Origin of the sequence: Streptococcus sp. LMAG:39 (assembly GCF_008680485.1) — a bacterium.
In the GTDB taxonomy this organism is placed as follows: Bacteria; Bacillota; Bacilli; order Lactobacillales; family Streptococcaceae; genus Streptococcus; species Streptococcus pasteurianus.
The window spans coordinates 837,029-854,976 of the sequence record NZ_NALE01000001.1 but is presented as its reverse complement, the minus strand read 5'-3'; the positions used below and the strand labels follow the sequence as shown (position 1 = coordinate 854,976).

The window sequence follows — 17,948 nt, the reverse complement described above, 5'->3', positions numbered from 1 at the left end:
GTTCCATTTATTTTTGCTGTATGTCATATTAAAATCCTTAGCTTGATATTTTCAAGAGGAGAAAATTTTACATACTAATCTATTATACTACAATTAGCAGTTTTTTGGGATAAAGAATAGTAGAAAATTTGTTATAATAAGGTAAGAATCTTAGAAGTAGCTATGAAGAAAGGACTAGGACATTGGTAAAAAGTGAACCTATCGGATGAAGGATCATCAAGATAGGTTATTCATTTTGCTGATGAATAGATTATGCAAGATAAATTAATTATTCGTGGGGCACGTGCCCACAATTTAAAAAATATCAATGTTGACATTCCGCGGGATAAGTTGGTTGTTGTGACTGGTTTGTCTGGTTCGGGAAAGTCAAGTTTGGCATTTGATACGATTTACGCAGAAGGGCAACGTCGTTATGTAGAAAGTTTGTCAGCTTATGCGCGTATGTTTCTTGGTAATATGGAAAAACCAGATGTTGATTCGATTGAAGGTCTCAGCCCTGCTATTTCCATTGACCAAAAAACAACTAGTAAAAATCCTCGCTCTACGGTAGGGACAACGACAGAAATTAACGATTATCTGCGTCTTTTATATGCTCGCGTGGGGACGCCGTATTGTATCAATGGGCATGGTGCCATTACGGCATCATCTGTTGAGCAAATTGTTGACCAAGTTTTGGAATTGCCAGAACGGACGCGAATGCAGATTTTAGCGCCAGTTGTGCGTCGTAAAAAAGGACAACACAAGACGATTTTTGACCGTATTCAAAAAGAGGGTTATGTGCGTGTGCGCGTGGATGGCGAGATTTTCGATATTTCAGAAGTTCCTAAGTTATCTAAGAGCAAAATGCACAATATCGAAATCGTTGTTGACCGTTTGATTAATAAAGACGGTATCCGTTCGCGCTTGTTTGATTCGGTGGAAGCTGCGCTTCGATTGGCTGATGGTTATGTGATTATTGATACTATGGATGGTAATGAATTGCTCTTTTCAGAGCATTATTCATGTCCTGTTTGTGGTTTTACCGTTCCAGAATTGGAACCACGTCTTTTTTCATTTAACGCACCGTTTGGTTCATGCCCAACCTGTGATGGCTTGGGAAGCAAATTGGAAGTCGATTTGGATTTGGTGATTCCTGACCGTAGTAAAACGCTTCGTGAAGGGGCTTTAGCACCGTGGAATCCAATCTCATCTAACTATTACCCAGCCATGCTAGAACAAGCCATGACTTCTTTTGGTATTGATATGGATACACCATTTGAAAATTTGACAGAAGAAGAACAAAACTTGGTCTTGTATGGCTCAGGCGAGCGTGAATTCCATTTCCACTATATCAATGACTTTGGTGGTGAACGTAATATCGACCTTCCGTTTGAGGGAGTTGTCAATAATATTGACCGCCGTTATCATGAAACAAATAGTGACTTTACACGTAATGTTATGCGTGGTTACATGAATGAATTGCCATGTGCAACTTGTCATGGTTATCGTTTAAATAATCAAGCACTTTGTGTTCGTGTTGGTGGCGAAAATGGCTTAAATATTGGGCAAGTGTCTGATTTGTCAGTTGCTGACCACTTGGAACTTTTAACTCACCTAGAACTCTCTGAAAATGAAAAGACGATTGCAACGCCGATTGTTAAGGAAATCAAAGACCGTCTGACCTTCTTAAATAATGTTGGCTTGAATTATTTGACCTTGTCGCGTTCTGCGGGGACTTTATCTGGTGGTGAAAGTCAGCGTATTCGCTTGGCAACGCAAATTGGTTCAAACCTATCAGGTGTCCTTTATATTTTGGATGAACCTTCGATTGGGCTTCATCAACGTGACAATGACCGTTTGATTTCAAGCTTGAAAAAAATGCGTGATTTGGGCAATACCTTGATTGTCGTTGAACACGATGAAGATACCATGCGCCAAGCTGATTGGCTCATTGATGTCGGACCAGGTGCAGGTGATTTTGGTGGGCAAATTGTTGCCTCTGGAACGCCAGAAGATGTTGCCAAAAATAAAAAATCAATTACAGGGCAATATTTGTCTGGAGCAAAAGAAATTCCTGTGCCACTAGAACGTCGTAAAGGAAATGGGCGCGTGCTTCGTGTCAAAGGTGCTTCTGAAAATAACCTGCAAAATATTGATGTGACTTTCCCACTTGGTAAATTCATTGCGGTGACAGGTGTTTCGGGTTCTGGAAAATCAACCTTGGTTAACAGTATTTTGAAAAAAGCTGTTGCTCAAAAATTAAATCGCAATTCTGCCAAACCTGGTAAACACAAGGCACTTGAAGGTATTGAAAACATTGAACGCTTGATTGACATTGACCAAAGCCCAATCGGTCGTACTCCGCGTTCAAATCCTGCAACTTACACAGGTGTTTTTGATGATATTCGTGACCTTTTTGCTAAGACCAATGAAGCTAAGATTCGTGGTTACAAAAAAGGACGTTTCTCATTTAACGTCAAAGGTGGACGTTGCGAGGCTTGTTCTGGTGACGGAATTATCAAAATTGAAATGCACTTCTTGCCAGATGTTTACGTACCTTGCGAGGTTTGTCATGGCACACGTTATAATAGTGAAACGCTTGAAGTTCATTACAAAGACAAAAATATCGCTGAAATTCTTGATATGACAGTCAATGATGCGGTTGAATTCTTTGCACCAATCCCTAAAATCGCACGCAAATTGCAAACTATCAAAGACGTTGGACTTGGTTATGTTACTCTCGGACAACCAGCCACAACGCTGTCTGGTGGTGAAGCACAGCGTATGAAATTGGCGAGTGAACTTCACAAACGCTCAACTGGTAAGAGCCTTTATATCCTTGATGAACCAACGACAGGACTTCACACAGATGACATTGCTCGTCTGCTTAAAGTCCTTCAACGCTTCGTGGATGATGGAAATACCGTGCTTGTCATTGAACACAATCTTGATGTGATTAAGACAGCTGACCACATTATCGACCTTGGACCAGAAGGCGGTGTCGGTGGTGGACAAATCGTTGCCACAGGCACACCAGAAGAGGTCGCCAAAGTTAAAGAATCCTTCACAGGACAATATTTAAAAGACAAATTGAAATAAAAAATACACTCCGAAATCTGGTTTTCGGGGTGTTTTTCATCAACTTTCCTTCACCGCTTAAGCTTTTTTGGAAAAAGTCGGTAGAATACGATTGTCTTGGTGTTTTTTTGGTATAATAATTTTAAAATATCTACTAAGGAGAGTTGTATGCTAGCGAGAGTTGAGAGATTTGAGGCTAAGTTGAATCAATCAGAGGTTGATGCGTTTTTGGTGACTGGTCAAAATAATATTTATTATTTGACAGGGTTCTGGGGAACGTCAGCGACTGTTTTTATTTCTAAAAGTCGTCGGTTGTTTGTGACGGATGCTCGTTATACCTTGATTGCTAAACAGTCTGTTCAAGGATTTGACATCATTGAAAGTAGAGATGCTCTCCAAGAAATTGCTAAGGTGATTCAGGCGGATAATCTAAAGAAAATTGGTTTTGACAGCCAAGTATCTTTTGCTTATTATCAGACTTTGCAGGGTGTGTTTGCAGGTTATGATTTGGTAGCTATGACGAATTTTATGGAAGAATTGCGCATGATTAAAGACTCTTCTGAGATTGCAACGATTCGTAAGGCTTGCTCGATTTCCGACCGCGCTTTTGCTGACATGCTTGATTTCATCAAACCAGGTCAGACAACAGAATTACAAGTGGCGAATTTCCTTGATTTTCGTATGCGTGAATACGGTGCTTCTGGTGTGTCTTTTGAAACCATTGCAGCTTCTGGTTACCGCTCTGCCATGCCTCACGGCGTAGCCAGTGAGAAAGTCATCCAATCTGGTGAAACTTTGACGCTTGATTTTGGTTGCTACTACAACCATTACGTCAGTGATATGACACGTACCATTCATATTGGTGAGACGACTGATGAAGAGCGTGAAATTTATGACGTGGTTTTACGTGCTAATCAAGCGGTGATTGATTCGGTCAAAGCAGGAATGACACGCCGTGATTACGATAAATTGGCGCGTGATGTGATTGTAAAAGCGGGATATGCTGAGCAATTCACGCACGGCATTGGACATGGCATTGGGCTTGATATTCATGAAATTCCGTTCTTTGGCAATTCAGATGAGTTGGTTGAAGTTGGTATGACTATTACGGATGAACCAGGAATTTACCTTGATAACAAATACGGTGTCCGTATCGAAGATGATTTGGTTGTGACAGAAAATGGCTGCGAAGTCTTAACCTTAGCACCAAAAGAATTGATTGTGTTGTAGAGTTAGAGTTAGAGTTAGATAAGGAGGAAAACGATGACTGATAGACTTTCTTGGCAAGATTATTTTATGGCAAATGCGGAGCTGATTTCCAAGCGTTCGACTTGTGACCGTGCTTTTGTTGGTGCTGTTTTGGTGAAAGATAATCGCATCATCGCGACTGGTTACAACGGTGGTGTGTCAGAAACTGATAATTGTAATGAAGTTGGGCATAAAATGGAGGACGGACATTGTATCCGTACCGTTCATGCTGAAATGAATGCGCTTATTCAGTGTGCTAAGGAAGGTATTTCAACCAAAGGTACAGAAATTTACGTCACACATTTTCCATGTATCAACTGTACCAAGGCGCTGCTTCAAGCGGGAATTAAAAAAATTACTTATAAGACTGCCTATCGCATGCATCCATTTGCTATCGAATTAATGGAACAAAAAGGTGTTGAATACGTTCAACATGACGTTCCAGAAGTTAAATTGGGAATGGATGAATCGGAAGATTAATGAAGTTTAGGGAAAATGATTTATGAAAAATAAGGGAATCATTCTTGCAATATTAGGGATTTTAGTTTTATTCTTTAATCTCTCTCAACCAGTCTATGCAGGAGTTGACAATACTGGAAAGTAGGGGTAGTGTCACGACTGACGGAGGCTTTGGCTCTTTTGGTGGTTTTCGAGTGGTCTCTAGCGTTTCAAGCTCGAGCAGTAGCATGCCAACATCTAGTGGAGACGGCGATTTATTCGGCGTTGTATGTTTACTTGTCATGCTCTATGTATTTAGGAAAACAGGCAATGATGGGAAAGTAGAGCCTGAAAATGAAATTTTTTATCTCAATTTATCATTTAAAATTTTGTCATCAATTTCTGAAGCAGGCCCAACCCTTTGCTAGCAAATCGTTGATATAAAAATTATTATATAAAACAGCAAAGGCGATGTTAAGAACAAGACTGGCATTAGCATCAATATTGAGAGTTGGCGTTACAAACCTGCAATGATTGAGTCAATTACAATTTCCAGCCATTTCCAATCCTTGCGAAACAATGGCACAAATAAGAAAAAGAAAAGTGTTGTCCAGATAAAGCCACCTTTGACTTCCTTGATTGGACTGCTTGTATTTTTAAGTCTTACTGTCATCCATAAATCTTCGTTAGAATAAATAATTGATAATTCATTTTAGCAGAGTGAAATTTCTTTGACAAGAAAGATGTAGTAATGCCTTTTCAAAGATTAAAAACATTTGAGCCATAGCGTATTTTATGGTAGAATGAAGTGATAAATAATTTATAAGAGGTAATTAATAAATGATTGAAGCAAGTAAGCTTAGAGCAGGTATGACCTTTGTAACATCTGATGGAAAACTCATCAAAGTTCTCGAAGCAAGTCACCACAAACCAGGTAAAGGTAATACTGTTATGCGTATGAAACTTCGTGATGTACGTACTGGTTCAACCTTTGATACTACTTATCGTCCAGAAGAAAAATTTGAACAAGCAATCATCGAAACACGTGCTGCACAATATCTTTACAAAATGGATGACACAGCATACTTCATGGATACTGAAAGCTACGAACAGTATGAAATCCCAGTTGTTAACGTAGAGCAAGAATTACTTTACATCCTTGAAAACTCTGAAGTTAAAATCCAATTTTACGGTACAGAAGTTATCGGTGTAACTGCTCCTACAACAGTTGAATTGACAGTTACTGATACTCAACCATCTATCAAAGGTGCTACTGTTACTGGTTCAGGTAAACCTGCAACTCTTGAAACAGGTCTTGTTGTTAACGTACCAGACTTTATCGAAATCGGTCAAAAATTGGTGATTAATACGCAAGAAGGTACTTACGTATCACGTGCTTAAGCTTGCTAGTAGAGAGGGCATCGTTCTCTTTGCTTTTATCCTTATATTTTAATTTAGAAAGGAATGCTTATGACAACTGAAAATATCGGTGATATTGTTATTTCACCACGAGTACTAGAAGTTATCACAGGTATTGCTGCAACAAAAGTCGATGGCGTTCATTCACTTCGTAATAAAGCTATGACAGATAGTTTCAGCAAAACAGTTTTAGGTAAAGGAGTTTACCTTCAAACAGAAGAAGACGGCACAGTTAATGCAGACATTTACGTTTATCTTCAATATGGTGTTAATGTTCCTGCTGTCTCAATCGCAATCCAACAAGCTGTGAAAGCAGCTGTTTACGATATGGCAGAAGTAACAATTTCATCTGTTAATATTCACGTTGAAGGTATCGTTCCTGAAAAAACACCAAAACCAGATTTGAAAGCATTATTTGATGAGGATTTCTTGGATGACTAATAATTTTACAAATTCGAGACGAGACCTTCGTGAACGTGCTTTCCAAGCGCTCTTTAGCCTAGAATTTGGTGGAGAATATTTAGCAGCCGCACAGTTTGCCTATACTTATGACAAGACAATCGAAGAAGACGATACTATTGATGTTCCTGTCTTTCTTTTAAATCTTGTTAAAGGCGTACAAGATTTAAAATTTGAAATCGACCAACAAATTGAGACACATTTGAAGTCAGGTTGGTCATTAGAACGTTTGACACTAACTGATAGAGCCTTGCTTCGCTTGGGGCTTTACGAAATCAAATATTTCGAAGAAACTCCAGGACGTGTAGCGGTAAATGAAATCATCGAAATTGCTAAAAAGTATTCAGATGACACTTCAGCAAAATTTGTCAATGGCTTGTTGAGCCAATTTGTCGTAGAATAATAAACAGAGTGAAAGTTATAGGCTTTCGCTCTGTTTCAATAGAAATCATTAGTAAAATCACCAGCTATCTTTGTGATAGTTGGTGATTTTATATCTAAATACTTCCGCCAGGCAGAAGTGATATTGGTAGAATGTAATCTTTGCTCGCCTTTTCGCCTTTGATTTTCTTTAACAGAACATCCACGATTAGGCTTGCAATTTCATCAATCGGTTGTCGAATGGTTGTCAATTGTGGGAAGAAATTCTCAATAAATGATGTCCCGTCATAGCCGATAATTTTTAAATTATCAGGAATCTTCAGCTCAAGCTGATGTGCAATTTTCATGGTAAGGATTGCTGTTAAGTCATCTGAAACAAAGATGCCATCTGGTTTATTACTTGCAATGATTGACTTGATTTCCATTTCACGACGAATTGTGGATAGGGTGTTAGGAACTTTAAAAATCTTGCCTTCTGGGATTTGGAAAGAAAAACCAAGAGCGCGTAAGCCTGTGGGTGAATCTGTGTTATCATTTCCTGTAATCATAATGATATTTTGGCAGCCATTTTTTTGTAATGTTTTAGCGGCTAATTTACCCCCTTCAAAGTTATCAGAAGAGATAATAGGGATATTGGGAGCTAAATTTCTGTCAAAAGCAATAATAGGAGCTGCAACACGCTCGTAATCATCAATTCCTAAATTATGACTAGATGAGATGATACCATCAACTTGATTAGCTTCAAGCATTTCAATGTATTCACGCTCCTTAGCAGGATCATTTTGGCTGTTACAAATAATCGCCTTATAACCATGTTTGAATAATTCAATTTCAAGATATTCAATTAGTTCAGAATAGAAAATGTTGCTGATATTAGGAAAGATAAGTCCAATAAGTTGGGCTGATTTACCTTGAAGTCCGCGAGCTAAATTATTAGGCTTGTAACCCAGAGTCTTCATAGCTTCTTGAACTTTTTGTTTTGTTTTTTCTGATAAATAACCTTTATTATTAATGACACGAGAGACGGTTGTTGGACTTACTCCAGCTAATTCTGCGACATCCGTTAGTTTTGCTATCATGTTAGTATTTTAATTCAAAGTACGTTCCACTTGCTTCGCCTGATTTGATTTTAATACCATTTTGTCCTTCTTCAGGGAACACGCGGCTAGTAAATACTTTTTCTCCTTTGTTGATAAAGATTTCAATAATCGAATTATCTACAAAAATATTAGCACTTGTTTCTTTTGTATCAATCGAACATTCACGACTTGTACCAAATTCTGTAGCATATTGAACACCGGCTTTACTGCGGTCAAGGATAATTTTACCGTCTTTAGTATCTACAGTCAAGCTAAGTCCATTGCCTTTCTCATCTGCAAAAAGAAGAATTTCAGATTTTTGATTTTCGGGGAAAATCAATTCTAACTCATAAGTATTAGTGGTTTCGGATTTGTTAGCAAACGTTTCAGAAGCCGCACGAAGGGACGTGATAGCTTCTACAGGGTACTGATAGAGTTTTCCGTTTTTGATAGAAAGTTCTTTAACAAGACTCATTGCTCCTTGATAATCGTATTTATCTGTTGGATAATCAATATCAGGAAGTCCAATCCAACTAATAATTAAAGCACGTCCATCAGGAGCATTAAATCCTTGAGTGGCATAGGCTTCAAATCCATAATCAAGGTTTTGGATTTCAGAAGCATCAACAAGTTTTGCATGTTTAGTGTCAAACGATTGACATATTTTGTAAGTATTCGGAAAAATATTACTATAATCTAGCTCTGTTTTATCAAGACCTTGTGGACAATAAAGCAGAACAGGTTTATCGTCTACGAAAACAAGGTTTGGGCATTCAATCATATATTCTGAGCCTGTACCACCAAAATCAAGGTTACCAACTTCTTCCCAATTTTCAATATCGTTATTAACAGCTTTATACAATTTAATGAAGCCTGATTCATTAAGATTTTGAGCTCCAAGGATTGCGTAAAATTGACCTTTGTAGTTAAAGAGCTGTGGATCACGGAAGTGATCGGTTACATCATTAGCTTGGTGAATAAGAACATTTTCACACTTTGTAATATTGTAGTCCTTATCCATCCAAGCACCGATTTGAAATGGGTAGCGTACCCAATTTTCGTCACGGACATTTCCAGTGTAGAATAAGAAAAGCTTCCCATCTATTTCATAGGCAGAGCCAGAATAAGCGCCATGGCTATCGCGTTTGGTGTCGGGACGAAGCTCAGTACCAGTTTCATAAAAGTGAACTAAATCATCTGATTCTGTATGAACCCATTCTTTTAAGCCATGAGCCGCTCCAAATGGCCAATTTTGATAGAAGAGTGTGTATTTGCCGTTAAAGAAAGAAAAACCATTAGGGTCATTTAATAATCCAGTTTTAGGTTCAATATGATAGCTAGCATGCCAAGGAGATTGTTTTACATTTTTATTGATTGTTTCTCTCTCCTCTTTGCTCCAATCAGCATAAGCACGATATCGTATTTTTCTAGGTAAATCCATAATTTTCTCCTTTTATTTATCTATATACAAATAATATAGTAAACGTTTTCTTCTTAAAAATCAATCATTTTACACAAAAAAATAAAAAATATGATAAACGCTTGACATATATCTAAAATGTGTTAGAATGTAAATGTAGTTAAGTGAAACGCTTTCACGAAAGAAAATTATAAAAGGAGTTACTGTAATGGATTATGGTAAGGTAGCTTCCGACGTTGTAAAAGCAGTCGGAAAAGACAATCTTGTTGCAGCTGCGCATTGTGCGACACGACTTCGTCTCGTACTAAAGGATGATACAAAAGTTGACCAAAAAGCATTGGATGAAAATCCAGATGTGAAAGGTACATTTAAAATTGATGGCCAATATCAAGTTATTATCGGTGCTGGTGATGTTAACTTTGTTTATGATGAACTTATTAAAGAGACTGGTCTTTCAGAAGTTTCGACGGATGATTTAAAACAAATTGCTAGCAGTGGTAAAAAATTCAATCCAATTATGGCATTGATTAAATTGCTGTCAGATATTTTTGTACCAATCATTCCTGCTCTTGTTGCAGGTGGTCTATTGATGGCATTGCGAAACTTTTTGACATCTGCTGGACTTTTTGGACCTAAGTCAATTGAAGAAATGTATCCTGCTATCAAGGGTATTTCTGCAATGATTCAGCTTATGTCAGCTGCACCTTTCATGTTCTTACCAATCTTAGTTGGAATTTCAGCTGCGAAACGTTTTGGAGCAAATCAATTCCTTGGTGCTGCGATTGGTATGATTATGACAACACCAGATCTTGGTGGTTCGACGGAATATTGGAATATTTTTGGTTATCATGTTGCTCAAACGAATTATGCTTATCAAGTTATTCCAGTGTTAGCCGCTGTTTGGTTGTTATCAGTATTAGAGAAATTCTTCCACAAAAAACTACCGTCATCTGTTGACTTTACATTTACGCCATTATTATCAGTAATGATTACTGGTTTCCTAACTTTCACAGTTATTGGTCCTGTAATGTTATTGGTATCTAATGGAATTACAGATGCAATTGTTTGGTTGTATAATACAACTGGATTTATTGGAATGGGTATCTTTGGTGGTACTTATTCACTTATTGTTATGACTGGGCTTCACCAATCTTTCCCAGCGATTGAAACACAACTGCTTTCAGCATGGACAAATGGTGTGGGATATGGTGATTTCATCTTTATAGTTGCTTCTATGGCAAATGTTGCTCAGGGTGCCGCTACATTTGCAATCTGGTTCTTAACTAAAAATTCTAAGACAAAAGGCCTTACTTCATCTGCAGGGGTATCAGCGCTTCTTGGTATCACCGAACCTGCGTTATTTGGGGTTAACTTGAAATATCGTTTCCCATTCTTCTGCGCTTTAATTGGTTCAGGAGTTGCTGCAGCGGTGGCAGGTTTACTTAAGGTAGTTGCTGTCTCACTTGGTTCAGCAGGTTTCCTTGGTTTTCTTTCTATCAATGCAACATCCATTCCATTCTATGTATTGTGTGAATTAATTAGCTTTGCGATTGCTTTTGCAATCACTTACTTCTACGGTAAAACAAAAGCTGCAGGTGTCTTTGAAGCGGAAGCAGCTGCTGAACAAATAGCAGTTGAAACTCCATCCACTAAAGAAGCAGAAGTTGCTGCTGAATCAGCTCAACCTGGTGTGTCTGCTGAAACAATTGTTAGCCCACTCGCTGGTGAAACAGTTCCTCTTACAGCAGTAAATGACCCGGTATTCTCATCAGAAGCTATGGGTAAAGGTATTGCTGTGAAACCAAGCGGAAATACAGTTTACTCTCCAGTTGATGGTATAGTCCAAATCGCTTTTGAAACTGGTCATGCTTATGGTCTTAAATCTGACAATGGTGCTGAAGTTCTTATTCATGTTGGTATCGACACAGTATCAATGAATGGTAAAGGATTTGCACAAAAGGTTACTGCTAATCAAAAAGTTAAAAAAGGCGATGTTCTTGGAACATTTGATACTGCAGCTATTGCAGCAGCGGGTCTTGATGATACAACAATGATTATTGTGACAAATACTGCTGACTATTCAGAAGTGACTTCAGTTACAGAAGGTACAATTGAAGAAGGTGCAGATTTACTTAAAGTCAAATAAATATATATGTATATTTTTAGAGGTGGATATTCACCTCTTTTTATATAGAGAGAAGCTTGATTTTACAAGGTTTTAAGCTGTTTTTACTATTGCGTTATCGCTTTCTTTTGTGTATAATATTGAGTATAAAATTAGTAATTGAGGGAGAAAAAATGACTAAATTATACGGTAGTGTAGAAGCGGGCGGAACCAAATTTGTTTGTGCCGTTGGAGATGAAAATTTCCAAGTTGTTGAAAAAGTACAATTTCCAACAACAACCCCTTATGAAACCATTGACAAAACAGTAGCATTCTTTAAACGTTTTGAAGCTGATTTGGCAGGAATTGCTATTGGCTCTTTTGGTCCAATCGATATTGATGAAAATTCAGAAACTTACGGCTATATCACAACCACTCCAAAACCACACTGGGCTAATGTTGACTTGGTTGGATTGATTTCAAAACACTTTAAGGTGCCAATGTATTTCACAACAGATGTTAACAGCTCTGCTTATGGTGAAACAATTGTTCGTAAAGGTGTTAAGAGCCTTGTCTATTACACAATCGGTACAGGTATCGGTGCCGGTGCAATTCAAAATGGTGAATTCATCGGCGGTATCGGTCATACAGAAGCTGGTCACGTTTATGTGGCTCCACATCCACAAGACGTTGCGAACAACTATACTGGTTTCTGTCCCTTCCACAAAGGTTGTCTAGAAGGTATGGCAGCAGGACCATCACTAGAAGGCCGTACAGGCATTCGTGGTGAATTGATTGAGTTGAATTCAGAAGTTTGGGACGTTCAAGCTTACTATATCGCACAAGCTGCAGTTCAAGCTACTCTTCTTTACCGTCCACAAGTTATTGTCTTTGGTGGTGGTGTTATGGCTCAAGAACACATGTTGAAACGCGTTCGTGATAAATTCACTGCTTTGTTAAATGGTTACGTACCAGTTCCAGATGTAACAGAATATATTGTGACACCAGGTGTTTCTGAAAATGGTTCTGCTACTCTTGGTAACTTTGCTTTGGCTAAAAAAGTATCTGAACGCTAATTATTAATGTCTAATAAACCATTGAGATTGAGGGAATCTAAGGAAGCTTTCTTCAATCTTTTTTTATCTGAAATCTTATGAAGTTGATTTAATGTGTTTTCTTGTTGTTGAGGCAAAAAAAGGGTATAATCGTAGCGAGTCAAAACTGTAAAAATAGGAATCATTAAATTAAGACTAGACAAAGCTATTTTCTTCCTAAAATACGTTTTAATTTTATATTAATCTCGTTCAATTTTGGGAGCAAAGCGAGCATAAAAAACGATACTTTTCTGTTGTAGTGAAAGTGGCTGAATACTGCTTAATTCAGCCACACGGAAGTTTTGAGACAAACCTAGTTATGTCCAACAGTCCATTGGACTGTTGGACATGCCGTCTGCATTACTTATAAGGAGAGTATCAAAAAAAGAATTTTTACTGATTTTGAGCCTGTGAGCTCATTGCTTCAACGGTGAATTCTTGAATTCAAGCGCTTTTTGTGTTAGAATGTGATGATAAGTTTATCGAAAGGAATTGGGATGGCAAATATTCTACGGACTGTTATCGAAAACGATAAAGGTGAATTAAGAAAATTAGAAAAAACTGCAAAGAAAGTTGAGTCATATGCTGATGCTATGGCAGCTTTGTCTGATGAAGAATTGCAAGCAAAAACACCAGAATTTAAACAAAGATATCAAAATGGTGAAACATTAGATCAATTATTACCGGAAGCTTTCGCAGTTGTCCGCGAAGCAGCAAAACGTGTATTAGGACTTTATCCATATCGTGTTCAAATCATGGGTGGTATTGTTATGCACAATGGTGACGTTCCTGAAATGCGTACTGGTGAAGGTAAAACATTGACAGCGACAATGCCTGTTTACCTTAATGCCCTTGCTGGCGAAGGAGTACACGTTATCACAGTTAACGAATACCTCGCAACACGTGACGCTACTGAAATGGGTGAAGTTTACAGCTGGCTTGGATTATCTGTTGGTATTAACTTGGCTGCTAAATCACCATATGAAAAACGTGAAGCATACAATTGTGACGTGACCTATTCAACAAACTCAGAAGTTGGTTTTGACTATCTTCGTGACAACATGGTTGTTCGTCAAGAAGATATGGTACAACGTCCATTAAACTTCGCATTGGTCGATGAAGTTGACTCTGTTTTGATTGATGAAGCAAGAACGCCATTGATTGTTTCAGGTCAAGTAAGTTCAGAAACAAGCCAACTTTATATTCGTGCGGATCGCTTTGTAAAAACATTGACAAGTGTTGATTACGCTATTGATGTACCTACAAAAACAATCGGTTTGACTGATTATGGTATTGATAAAGCAGAAGAATACTTCCACTTGGAAAATCTTTATGATTTAGAAAATGTTGCTCTAACGCACTACATTGATAATGCTCTTCGTGCTAATTACATCATGCTTTTAGATATTGATTATGTGGTTAGTCAAATGGGAGAAATCTTGATTGTTGACCAATTTACAGGTCGTACAATGGAAGGACGCCGTTTCTCTGATGGTTTGCACCAAGCTATTGAAGCCAAAGAGGGCGTGGCTATCCAAGAAGAATCTAAAACAAGTGCTTCAATTACTTACCAAAACATGTTCCGTATGTACAAAAAATTGGCTGGTATGACAGGTACTGCAAAAACAGAAGAGGAAGAATTCCGCGAAGTTTACAATATGCGTGTCATTCCAATCCCAACTAACAAACCTGTGGCACGTATTGACCATTCAGACCTTCTATATCCAACACTTGACTCTAAATTTAGAGCTGTTGTTGCGGATGTCAAGGCTCGTCATGAAAAAGGTCAACCGGTCTTGGTTGGTACTGTTGCGGTGGAAACATCAGACCTTATTTCTAAGAAATTAGTTGAAGCTGGTGTGCCACACGAAGTTTTGAATGCGAAAAACCACTTCAAAGAAGCACAAATTATCATGAATGCTGGTCAACGTGGCGCTGTTACAATTGCGACAAATATGGCTGGTCGTGGTACCGATATTAAACTTGGTGAAGGTGTTCGTGAACTTGGTGGGCTTTGTGTCATTGGTACAGAACGTCATGAAAGCCGTCGTATTGATAATCAACTTCGTGGTCGTTCAGGTCGTCAAGGTGACCCAGGTGAATCACAATTTTACCTTTCACTTGAAGATGACTTGATGCGTCGTTTTGGTTCAGACCGCATCAAGGCTTTCCTTGACCGCATGAATCTTGAGGAAGAAGAAGCAGTCATCAAATCTAAAATGTTGACACGCCAAGTTGAATCAGCTCAAAAACGTGTTGAAGGTAATAACTACGATACTCGTAAACAAGTCTTGCAATATGATGACGTGATGCGTGAACAACGTGAAATTATTTATGAAGAACGTCGTGATGTTATCACAGCAGACCGCGACTTAGCTCCTGAAATCAAAGCTATGATTAAACGCACAATCAATCGTGCCGTTGATGCTCACAGTCGTGCAGACCGCGAAGAAGGTATCCGAGCAATCTTGAACTTTGCCAAAGTGAATCTGGTTGCTGAAGATTCAATCAGCTTATCTGATTTAGAAGGTTTGGACTTTGAGGCAATCAAAGAAAATTTGTATGAACGTGCTTTGAAAGTTTACGATACACAAATTGCTAAATTACAAAACCAAGAAGCTGTTATCGAATTCCAAAAAGTTTTGATTTTGATGGTTGTTGATAATAAATGGACTGATCATATCGATGCTCTAGATCAATTGCGTCAATCAGTCGGTTTGCGTGGTTATGCCCAAAATAACCCTGTTGTTGAATACCAAGCTGAAGGTTTCCGTATGTTCCAATCAATGATTGGAGCGATTGAATTTGATGTCACACGTACCATGATGAAAGCTCAAATTCACCAAAAAGAACGTGAACATTCATCACAACGTGCAACAACAATGGCAGAAAAGAATATTGCGGCGCAAACTGTTCGTGCTCAAGCTGATAGCGATATTGATTTTTCTAAAGTTAAACGCAATGACTTGTGTCCTTGCGGTTCTGGTAAAAAATTCAAAAATTGCCACGGTCGTAAACAATTTTAAAAAGTCGATAGAAAATTCTGAAAAATCAATTGAAAACCCACCTGAAAATGGTATAATAGAAAAAATCTAAAGTTTCTATTCAGGAGAGGAAAATTCATGTCATTTAAAGCAACAAGTAAAAAGATTAATTTCGATTCTCTCAAGGAAGAATCTGCCTTAACAGGTGACGTTTTAGTTAAAAAAGAAGCACGGGATCGTGAGCTAGAAGCTATTATTAAAGGTGAAGATGACCGTGTTCTTTTGGTCATCGGTCCTTGCTCATCTGATAATGAAGAGGCTGTTCTTGAATATGCACACCGTTTGGCGAAACTTCAAGAAGAAGTTAAAGATCGTGTCTTTATGGTTATGCGTGTCTATACAGCAAAACCGCGTACAAATGGTGATGGCTACAAAGGCTTGATGCACCAACCTGATACGTCAGAAGCACCAAGCTTGATTAATGGTATCAAAGCTGTACGTAACCTTCATTATCGTGTTATTTCAGAAACAGGATTGACAACAGCGGATGAAATGCTTTATCCTGAAAATCTTCCGTTGGTTGATGACTTAGTTTCTTATATTGCTATTGGCGCGCGTTCTGTTGAGGATCAACAGCACCGTTTTGTAGCATCAGGCATCAGCGTTCCAACAGGAATGAAAAACCCAACATCAGGTAATTTGAATGTTATGTTCAATGGTATCTATGCTGCACAAAACAAGCAATCTTTCCTATTTAATGGCGAAGAAGTTGAAACATCAGGTAACCCATTAGCGCACGTAATCCTTCGTGGTGCAACTAATGAGTATGGTAAAAATGTACCAAATTATTATTATGACAATGTTATCGATACGATTGAGCAATATGAAAACATGGGCTTAGAAAATCCTTTTATCGTTATTGATACAAATCATGATAATTCAGGTAAACAATATTTAGAACAAGTTCGTATCGTCCGCCAAACATTGATTAACCGCGATTGGAATGAAAAAATTAACAAATATGTTCGTGGTTTCATGATCGAATCTTACTTAGAAGACGGTCGTCAAGATTCGCCAGAAGTATTTGGTAAATCTATCACAGACCCATGTCTTGGTTGGGAAAATACAGCACAACTTGTTCACGAAATTTATGACACATTAGGTAAATAATATATGGGAATACATCAAAAAAGTGCAAAAATTGATATTGCACAAGTAAAAGAACTTTCAAAATTAGAAGGTGATTTTCTTGCTAAGAAAGCTGCGCGTGATGCAGAATTGGCAAAAATCATCACAGGTGAGGACAATCGTATCCTTTTGGTTATCGGTCCTTGTTCATCTGATAATGAAGAGGCTGTTCTTGAATACGCTAACCGCTTAGCGAAACTTCAAGAGGAAGTTAAAGACAAAATCTTTATCGTTATGCGTGTTTATACAGCAAAACCACGTACAAATGGTGATGGTTACAAAGGATTGATGCATCAACCTGATACCTCAAAATTGCCTGACCTTATCAATGGTATTGCTGCGGTTCGTCATCTTCATTATCGTGTTATCACGGAAACTGGCTTAACAACAGCGGATGAGATGCTTTACCCAGCAAATCTTCCATTGGTAGATGATTTGGTTTCTTATCATGCTATTGGTGCACGTTCTGTTGAGGATCAAGAACATCGTTTTGTGGCATCAGGTATTGATGTTCCGACAGGTATGAAAAATCCGACTTCAGGTAACTTGAACGTTATGTTTAACGGTATCTATGCCGCACAAAATAAACAAAACTTTATTTATCACAGCGCTGAAGTTGATACTGACGGAAATCCATTGGCACACGCGATTCTTCGTGGAGCAACGAATGAACACGGCGAAAATGAACCGAATTATTATTATGATGATTTGTTGAAAGCTATTGATCTTTATGAGAAAATGAGCTTAGAAAATCCATTTATTGTTGTTGATACAAATCATGATAATTCAGGGAAAAATTATCTTGAACAAATTCGTATCGTTCGTCAAACATTGATTAATCGTGATTGGAATGTTAAGATCAATAAGTACGTTCGTGGTTTCATGATTGAATCTTACTTAGAAGATGGTCGTCAAGACGCACCAGAAGTATTTGGTAAATCTATTACAGATCCATGCCTTGGCTGGGAAAAAACAGAACAACTTATTCGTGAAATTCATGCCACACTAAGTCGTGATTCGTTTGAAGAATTGCTATTCTAATAATTGAATAACCTATGGGGCTGGGGAATTTTCTCA

The 17,948-nt window shown here is 38.1% G+C and carries 15 protein-coding genes; 12 read left to right on the top strand and 3 right to left on the bottom strand.

From position 1 onward, the window contains the following. Positions 1-252: 252 nt before the first annotated feature. The 4 genes from uvrA to CCC20_RS04140 all read left to right on the top strand — a co-directional run bounded on the left by uvrA (position 253) and on the right by CCC20_RS04140 (position 5,171). Entirely contained in the window at positions 253-3,078 is a 2,826-nt protein-coding gene (uvrA, locus tag CCC20_RS04155) for an excinuclease ABC subunit UvrA (RefSeq protein ID WP_287179297.1), read from the top strand. A 147-nt stretch (positions 3,079-3,225) separates the two neighbouring features. Next, entirely contained in the window at positions 3,226-4,287 is a 1,062-nt protein-coding gene (locus CCC20_RS04150; protein ID WP_058692477.1) for a M24 family metallopeptidase, read from the top strand. Positions 4,288-4,320: 33 nt separating this feature from the next. Then, positions 4,321-4,785 (top strand): deoxycytidylate deaminase, encoded by a 465-nt coding sequence (locus CCC20_RS04145; RefSeq protein WP_009854890.1) that lies wholly within the window; start codon positions 4,321-4,323, stop codon positions 4,783-4,785. 206 nt (positions 4,786-4,991) lie between these two features. Next, positions 4,992-5,171, top strand: coding sequence for a hypothetical protein (locus tag CCC20_RS04140; RefSeq protein WP_013852220.1), 180 nt, complete (start codon positions 4,992-4,994; stop codon positions 5,169-5,171). 89 nt (positions 5,172-5,260) lie between these two features. Here the strand turns inward: CCC20_RS04140 and CCC20_RS04135 are convergent, their stop codons facing one another. After that, complete coding sequence (locus CCC20_RS04135; protein ID WP_236718684.1) at positions 5,261-5,416, bottom strand: hypothetical protein; 156 nt, start codon at positions 5,414-5,416, stop codon at positions 5,261-5,263. A gap of 167 nt (positions 5,417-5,583) precedes the next feature. Between CCC20_RS04135 and efp the strand changes: the two genes are divergently transcribed. The 3 genes from efp (at position 5,584) to nusB (ending at position 7,024) form a co-directional block, all read left to right on the top strand. Next, positions 5,584-6,144, top strand: a complete 561-nt coding sequence (gene efp / locus CCC20_RS04130) for an elongation factor P (protein ID WP_003066333.1) — start codon at positions 5,584-5,586, stop codon at positions 6,142-6,144. Positions 6,145-6,213: 69 nt separating this feature from the next. Further along, positions 6,214-6,603, top strand: a complete 390-nt coding sequence (locus tag CCC20_RS04125; RefSeq protein ID WP_012962452.1) for an Asp23/Gls24 family envelope stress response protein — start codon at positions 6,214-6,216, stop codon at positions 6,601-6,603. Continuing rightward, positions 6,596-7,024 carry a transcription antitermination factor NusB gene (gene nusB, locus CCC20_RS04120; protein ID WP_003066329.1) on the top strand — a complete coding sequence of 143 codons (429 nt, stop codon included), beginning with the start codon at positions 6,596-6,598 and terminating at the stop codon, positions 7,022-7,024. Before CCC20_RS04125 ends, nusB begins: the two co-directional genes overlap by 8 nt. A gap of 94 nt (positions 7,025-7,118) precedes the next feature. On the opposite strand, the gene CCC20_RS04115 is transcribed toward nusB, so the two are convergent. Together CCC20_RS04115 and CCC20_RS04110 are read right to left on the bottom strand one after the other, a co-directional pair. Further along, a complete protein-coding gene (locus CCC20_RS04115; protein ID WP_058692476.1) occupies positions 7,119-8,081 on the bottom strand; it encodes a LacI family DNA-binding transcriptional regulator in 963 nt (320 codons plus the stop codon). A 1-nt stretch (position 8,082) separates the two neighbouring features. Then, positions 8,083-9,522: a sucrose-6-phosphate hydrolase gene (locus CCC20_RS04110; protein WP_003066324.1), complete on the bottom strand. Its 1,440-nt coding sequence runs from the start codon at positions 9,520-9,522 to the stop codon at positions 8,083-8,085. 187 nt (positions 9,523-9,709) lie between these two features. On the opposite strand from CCC20_RS04110, the gene CCC20_RS04105 reads away from it, so the two are divergent. The 5 genes from CCC20_RS04105 to CCC20_RS04085 all read left to right on the top strand — a co-directional run bounded on the left by CCC20_RS04105 (position 9,710) and on the right by CCC20_RS04085 (position 17,912). After that, positions 9,710-11,647 carry a sucrose-specific PTS transporter subunit IIBC gene (locus CCC20_RS04105; protein ID WP_003066321.1) on the top strand — a complete coding sequence of 646 codons (1,938 nt, stop codon included), beginning with the start codon at positions 9,710-9,712 and terminating at the stop codon, positions 11,645-11,647. Positions 11,648-11,799: 152 nt separating this feature from the next. Next, a complete protein-coding gene (gene scrK / locus CCC20_RS04100; RefSeq protein WP_058692431.1) occupies positions 11,800-12,681 on the top strand; it encodes a fructokinase ScrK in 882 nt (293 codons plus the stop codon). Positions 12,682-13,196: 515 nt separating this feature from the next. Then, positions 13,197-15,725: a preprotein translocase subunit SecA gene (gene secA, locus CCC20_RS04095; protein ID WP_013852217.1), complete on the top strand. Its 2,529-nt coding sequence runs from the start codon at positions 13,197-13,199 to the stop codon at positions 15,723-15,725. A gap of 96 nt (positions 15,726-15,821) precedes the next feature. Next, positions 15,822-16,853: a 3-deoxy-7-phosphoheptulonate synthase gene (locus CCC20_RS04090; protein ID WP_003066311.1), complete on the top strand. Its 1,032-nt coding sequence runs from the start codon at positions 15,822-15,824 to the stop codon at positions 16,851-16,853. 3 nt (positions 16,854-16,856) lie between these two features. After that, positions 16,857-17,912, top strand: a complete 1,056-nt coding sequence (locus CCC20_RS04085; RefSeq protein WP_013852216.1) for a 3-deoxy-7-phosphoheptulonate synthase — start codon at positions 16,857-16,859, stop codon at positions 17,910-17,912. The last annotated feature ends 36 nt before the right edge of the window (positions 17,913-17,948 follow it).

Bases quoted from the DNA above. Each gene is read 5' to 3' on its own strand.
- uvrA (WP_287179297.1), top strand. From the start codon at position 253: ATGCAAGATAAATTAATTATTCGTGGGGCACGTGCCCACAATTTAAAA.
- CCC20_RS04150 (WP_058692477.1), top strand. From the start codon at position 3,226: ATGCTAGCGAGAGTTGAGAGATTTGAGGCTAAGTTGAATCAATCAGAG.
- CCC20_RS04145 (WP_009854890.1), top strand. From the start codon at position 4,321: ATGACTGATAGACTTTCTTGGCAAGATTATTTTATGGCAAATGCGGAG.
- CCC20_RS04140 (WP_013852220.1), top strand. From the start codon at position 4,992: ATGCCAACATCTAGTGGAGACGGCGATTTATTCGGCGTTGTATGTTTA.
- CCC20_RS04135 (WP_236718684.1), bottom strand. From the start codon at position 5,416: ATGACAGTAAGACTTAAAAATACAAGCAGTCCAATCAAGGAAGTCAAA.
- efp (WP_003066333.1), top strand. From the start codon at position 5,584: ATGATTGAAGCAAGTAAGCTTAGAGCAGGTATGACCTTTGTAACATCT.
- CCC20_RS04125 (WP_012962452.1), top strand. From the start codon at position 6,214: ATGACAACTGAAAATATCGGTGATATTGTTATTTCACCACGAGTACTA.
- nusB (WP_003066329.1), top strand. From the start codon at position 6,596: ATGACTAATAATTTTACAAATTCGAGACGAGACCTTCGTGAACGTGCT.
- CCC20_RS04115 (WP_058692476.1), bottom strand. From the start codon at position 8,081: ATGATAGCAAAACTAACGGATGTCGCAGAATTAGCTGGAGTAAGTCCA.
- CCC20_RS04110 (WP_003066324.1), bottom strand. From the start codon at position 9,522: ATGGATTTACCTAGAAAAATACGATATCGTGCTTATGCTGATTGGAGC.
- CCC20_RS04105 (WP_003066321.1), top strand. From the start codon at position 9,710: ATGGATTATGGTAAGGTAGCTTCCGACGTTGTAAAAGCAGTCGGAAAA.
- scrK (WP_058692431.1), top strand. From the start codon at position 11,800: ATGACTAAATTATACGGTAGTGTAGAAGCGGGCGGAACCAAATTTGTT.
- secA (WP_013852217.1), top strand. From the start codon at position 13,197: ATGGCAAATATTCTACGGACTGTTATCGAAAACGATAAAGGTGAATTA.
- CCC20_RS04090 (WP_003066311.1), top strand. From the start codon at position 15,822: ATGTCATTTAAAGCAACAAGTAAAAAGATTAATTTCGATTCTCTCAAG.
- CCC20_RS04085 (WP_013852216.1), top strand. From the start codon at position 16,857: ATGGGAATACATCAAAAAAGTGCAAAAATTGATATTGCACAAGTAAAA.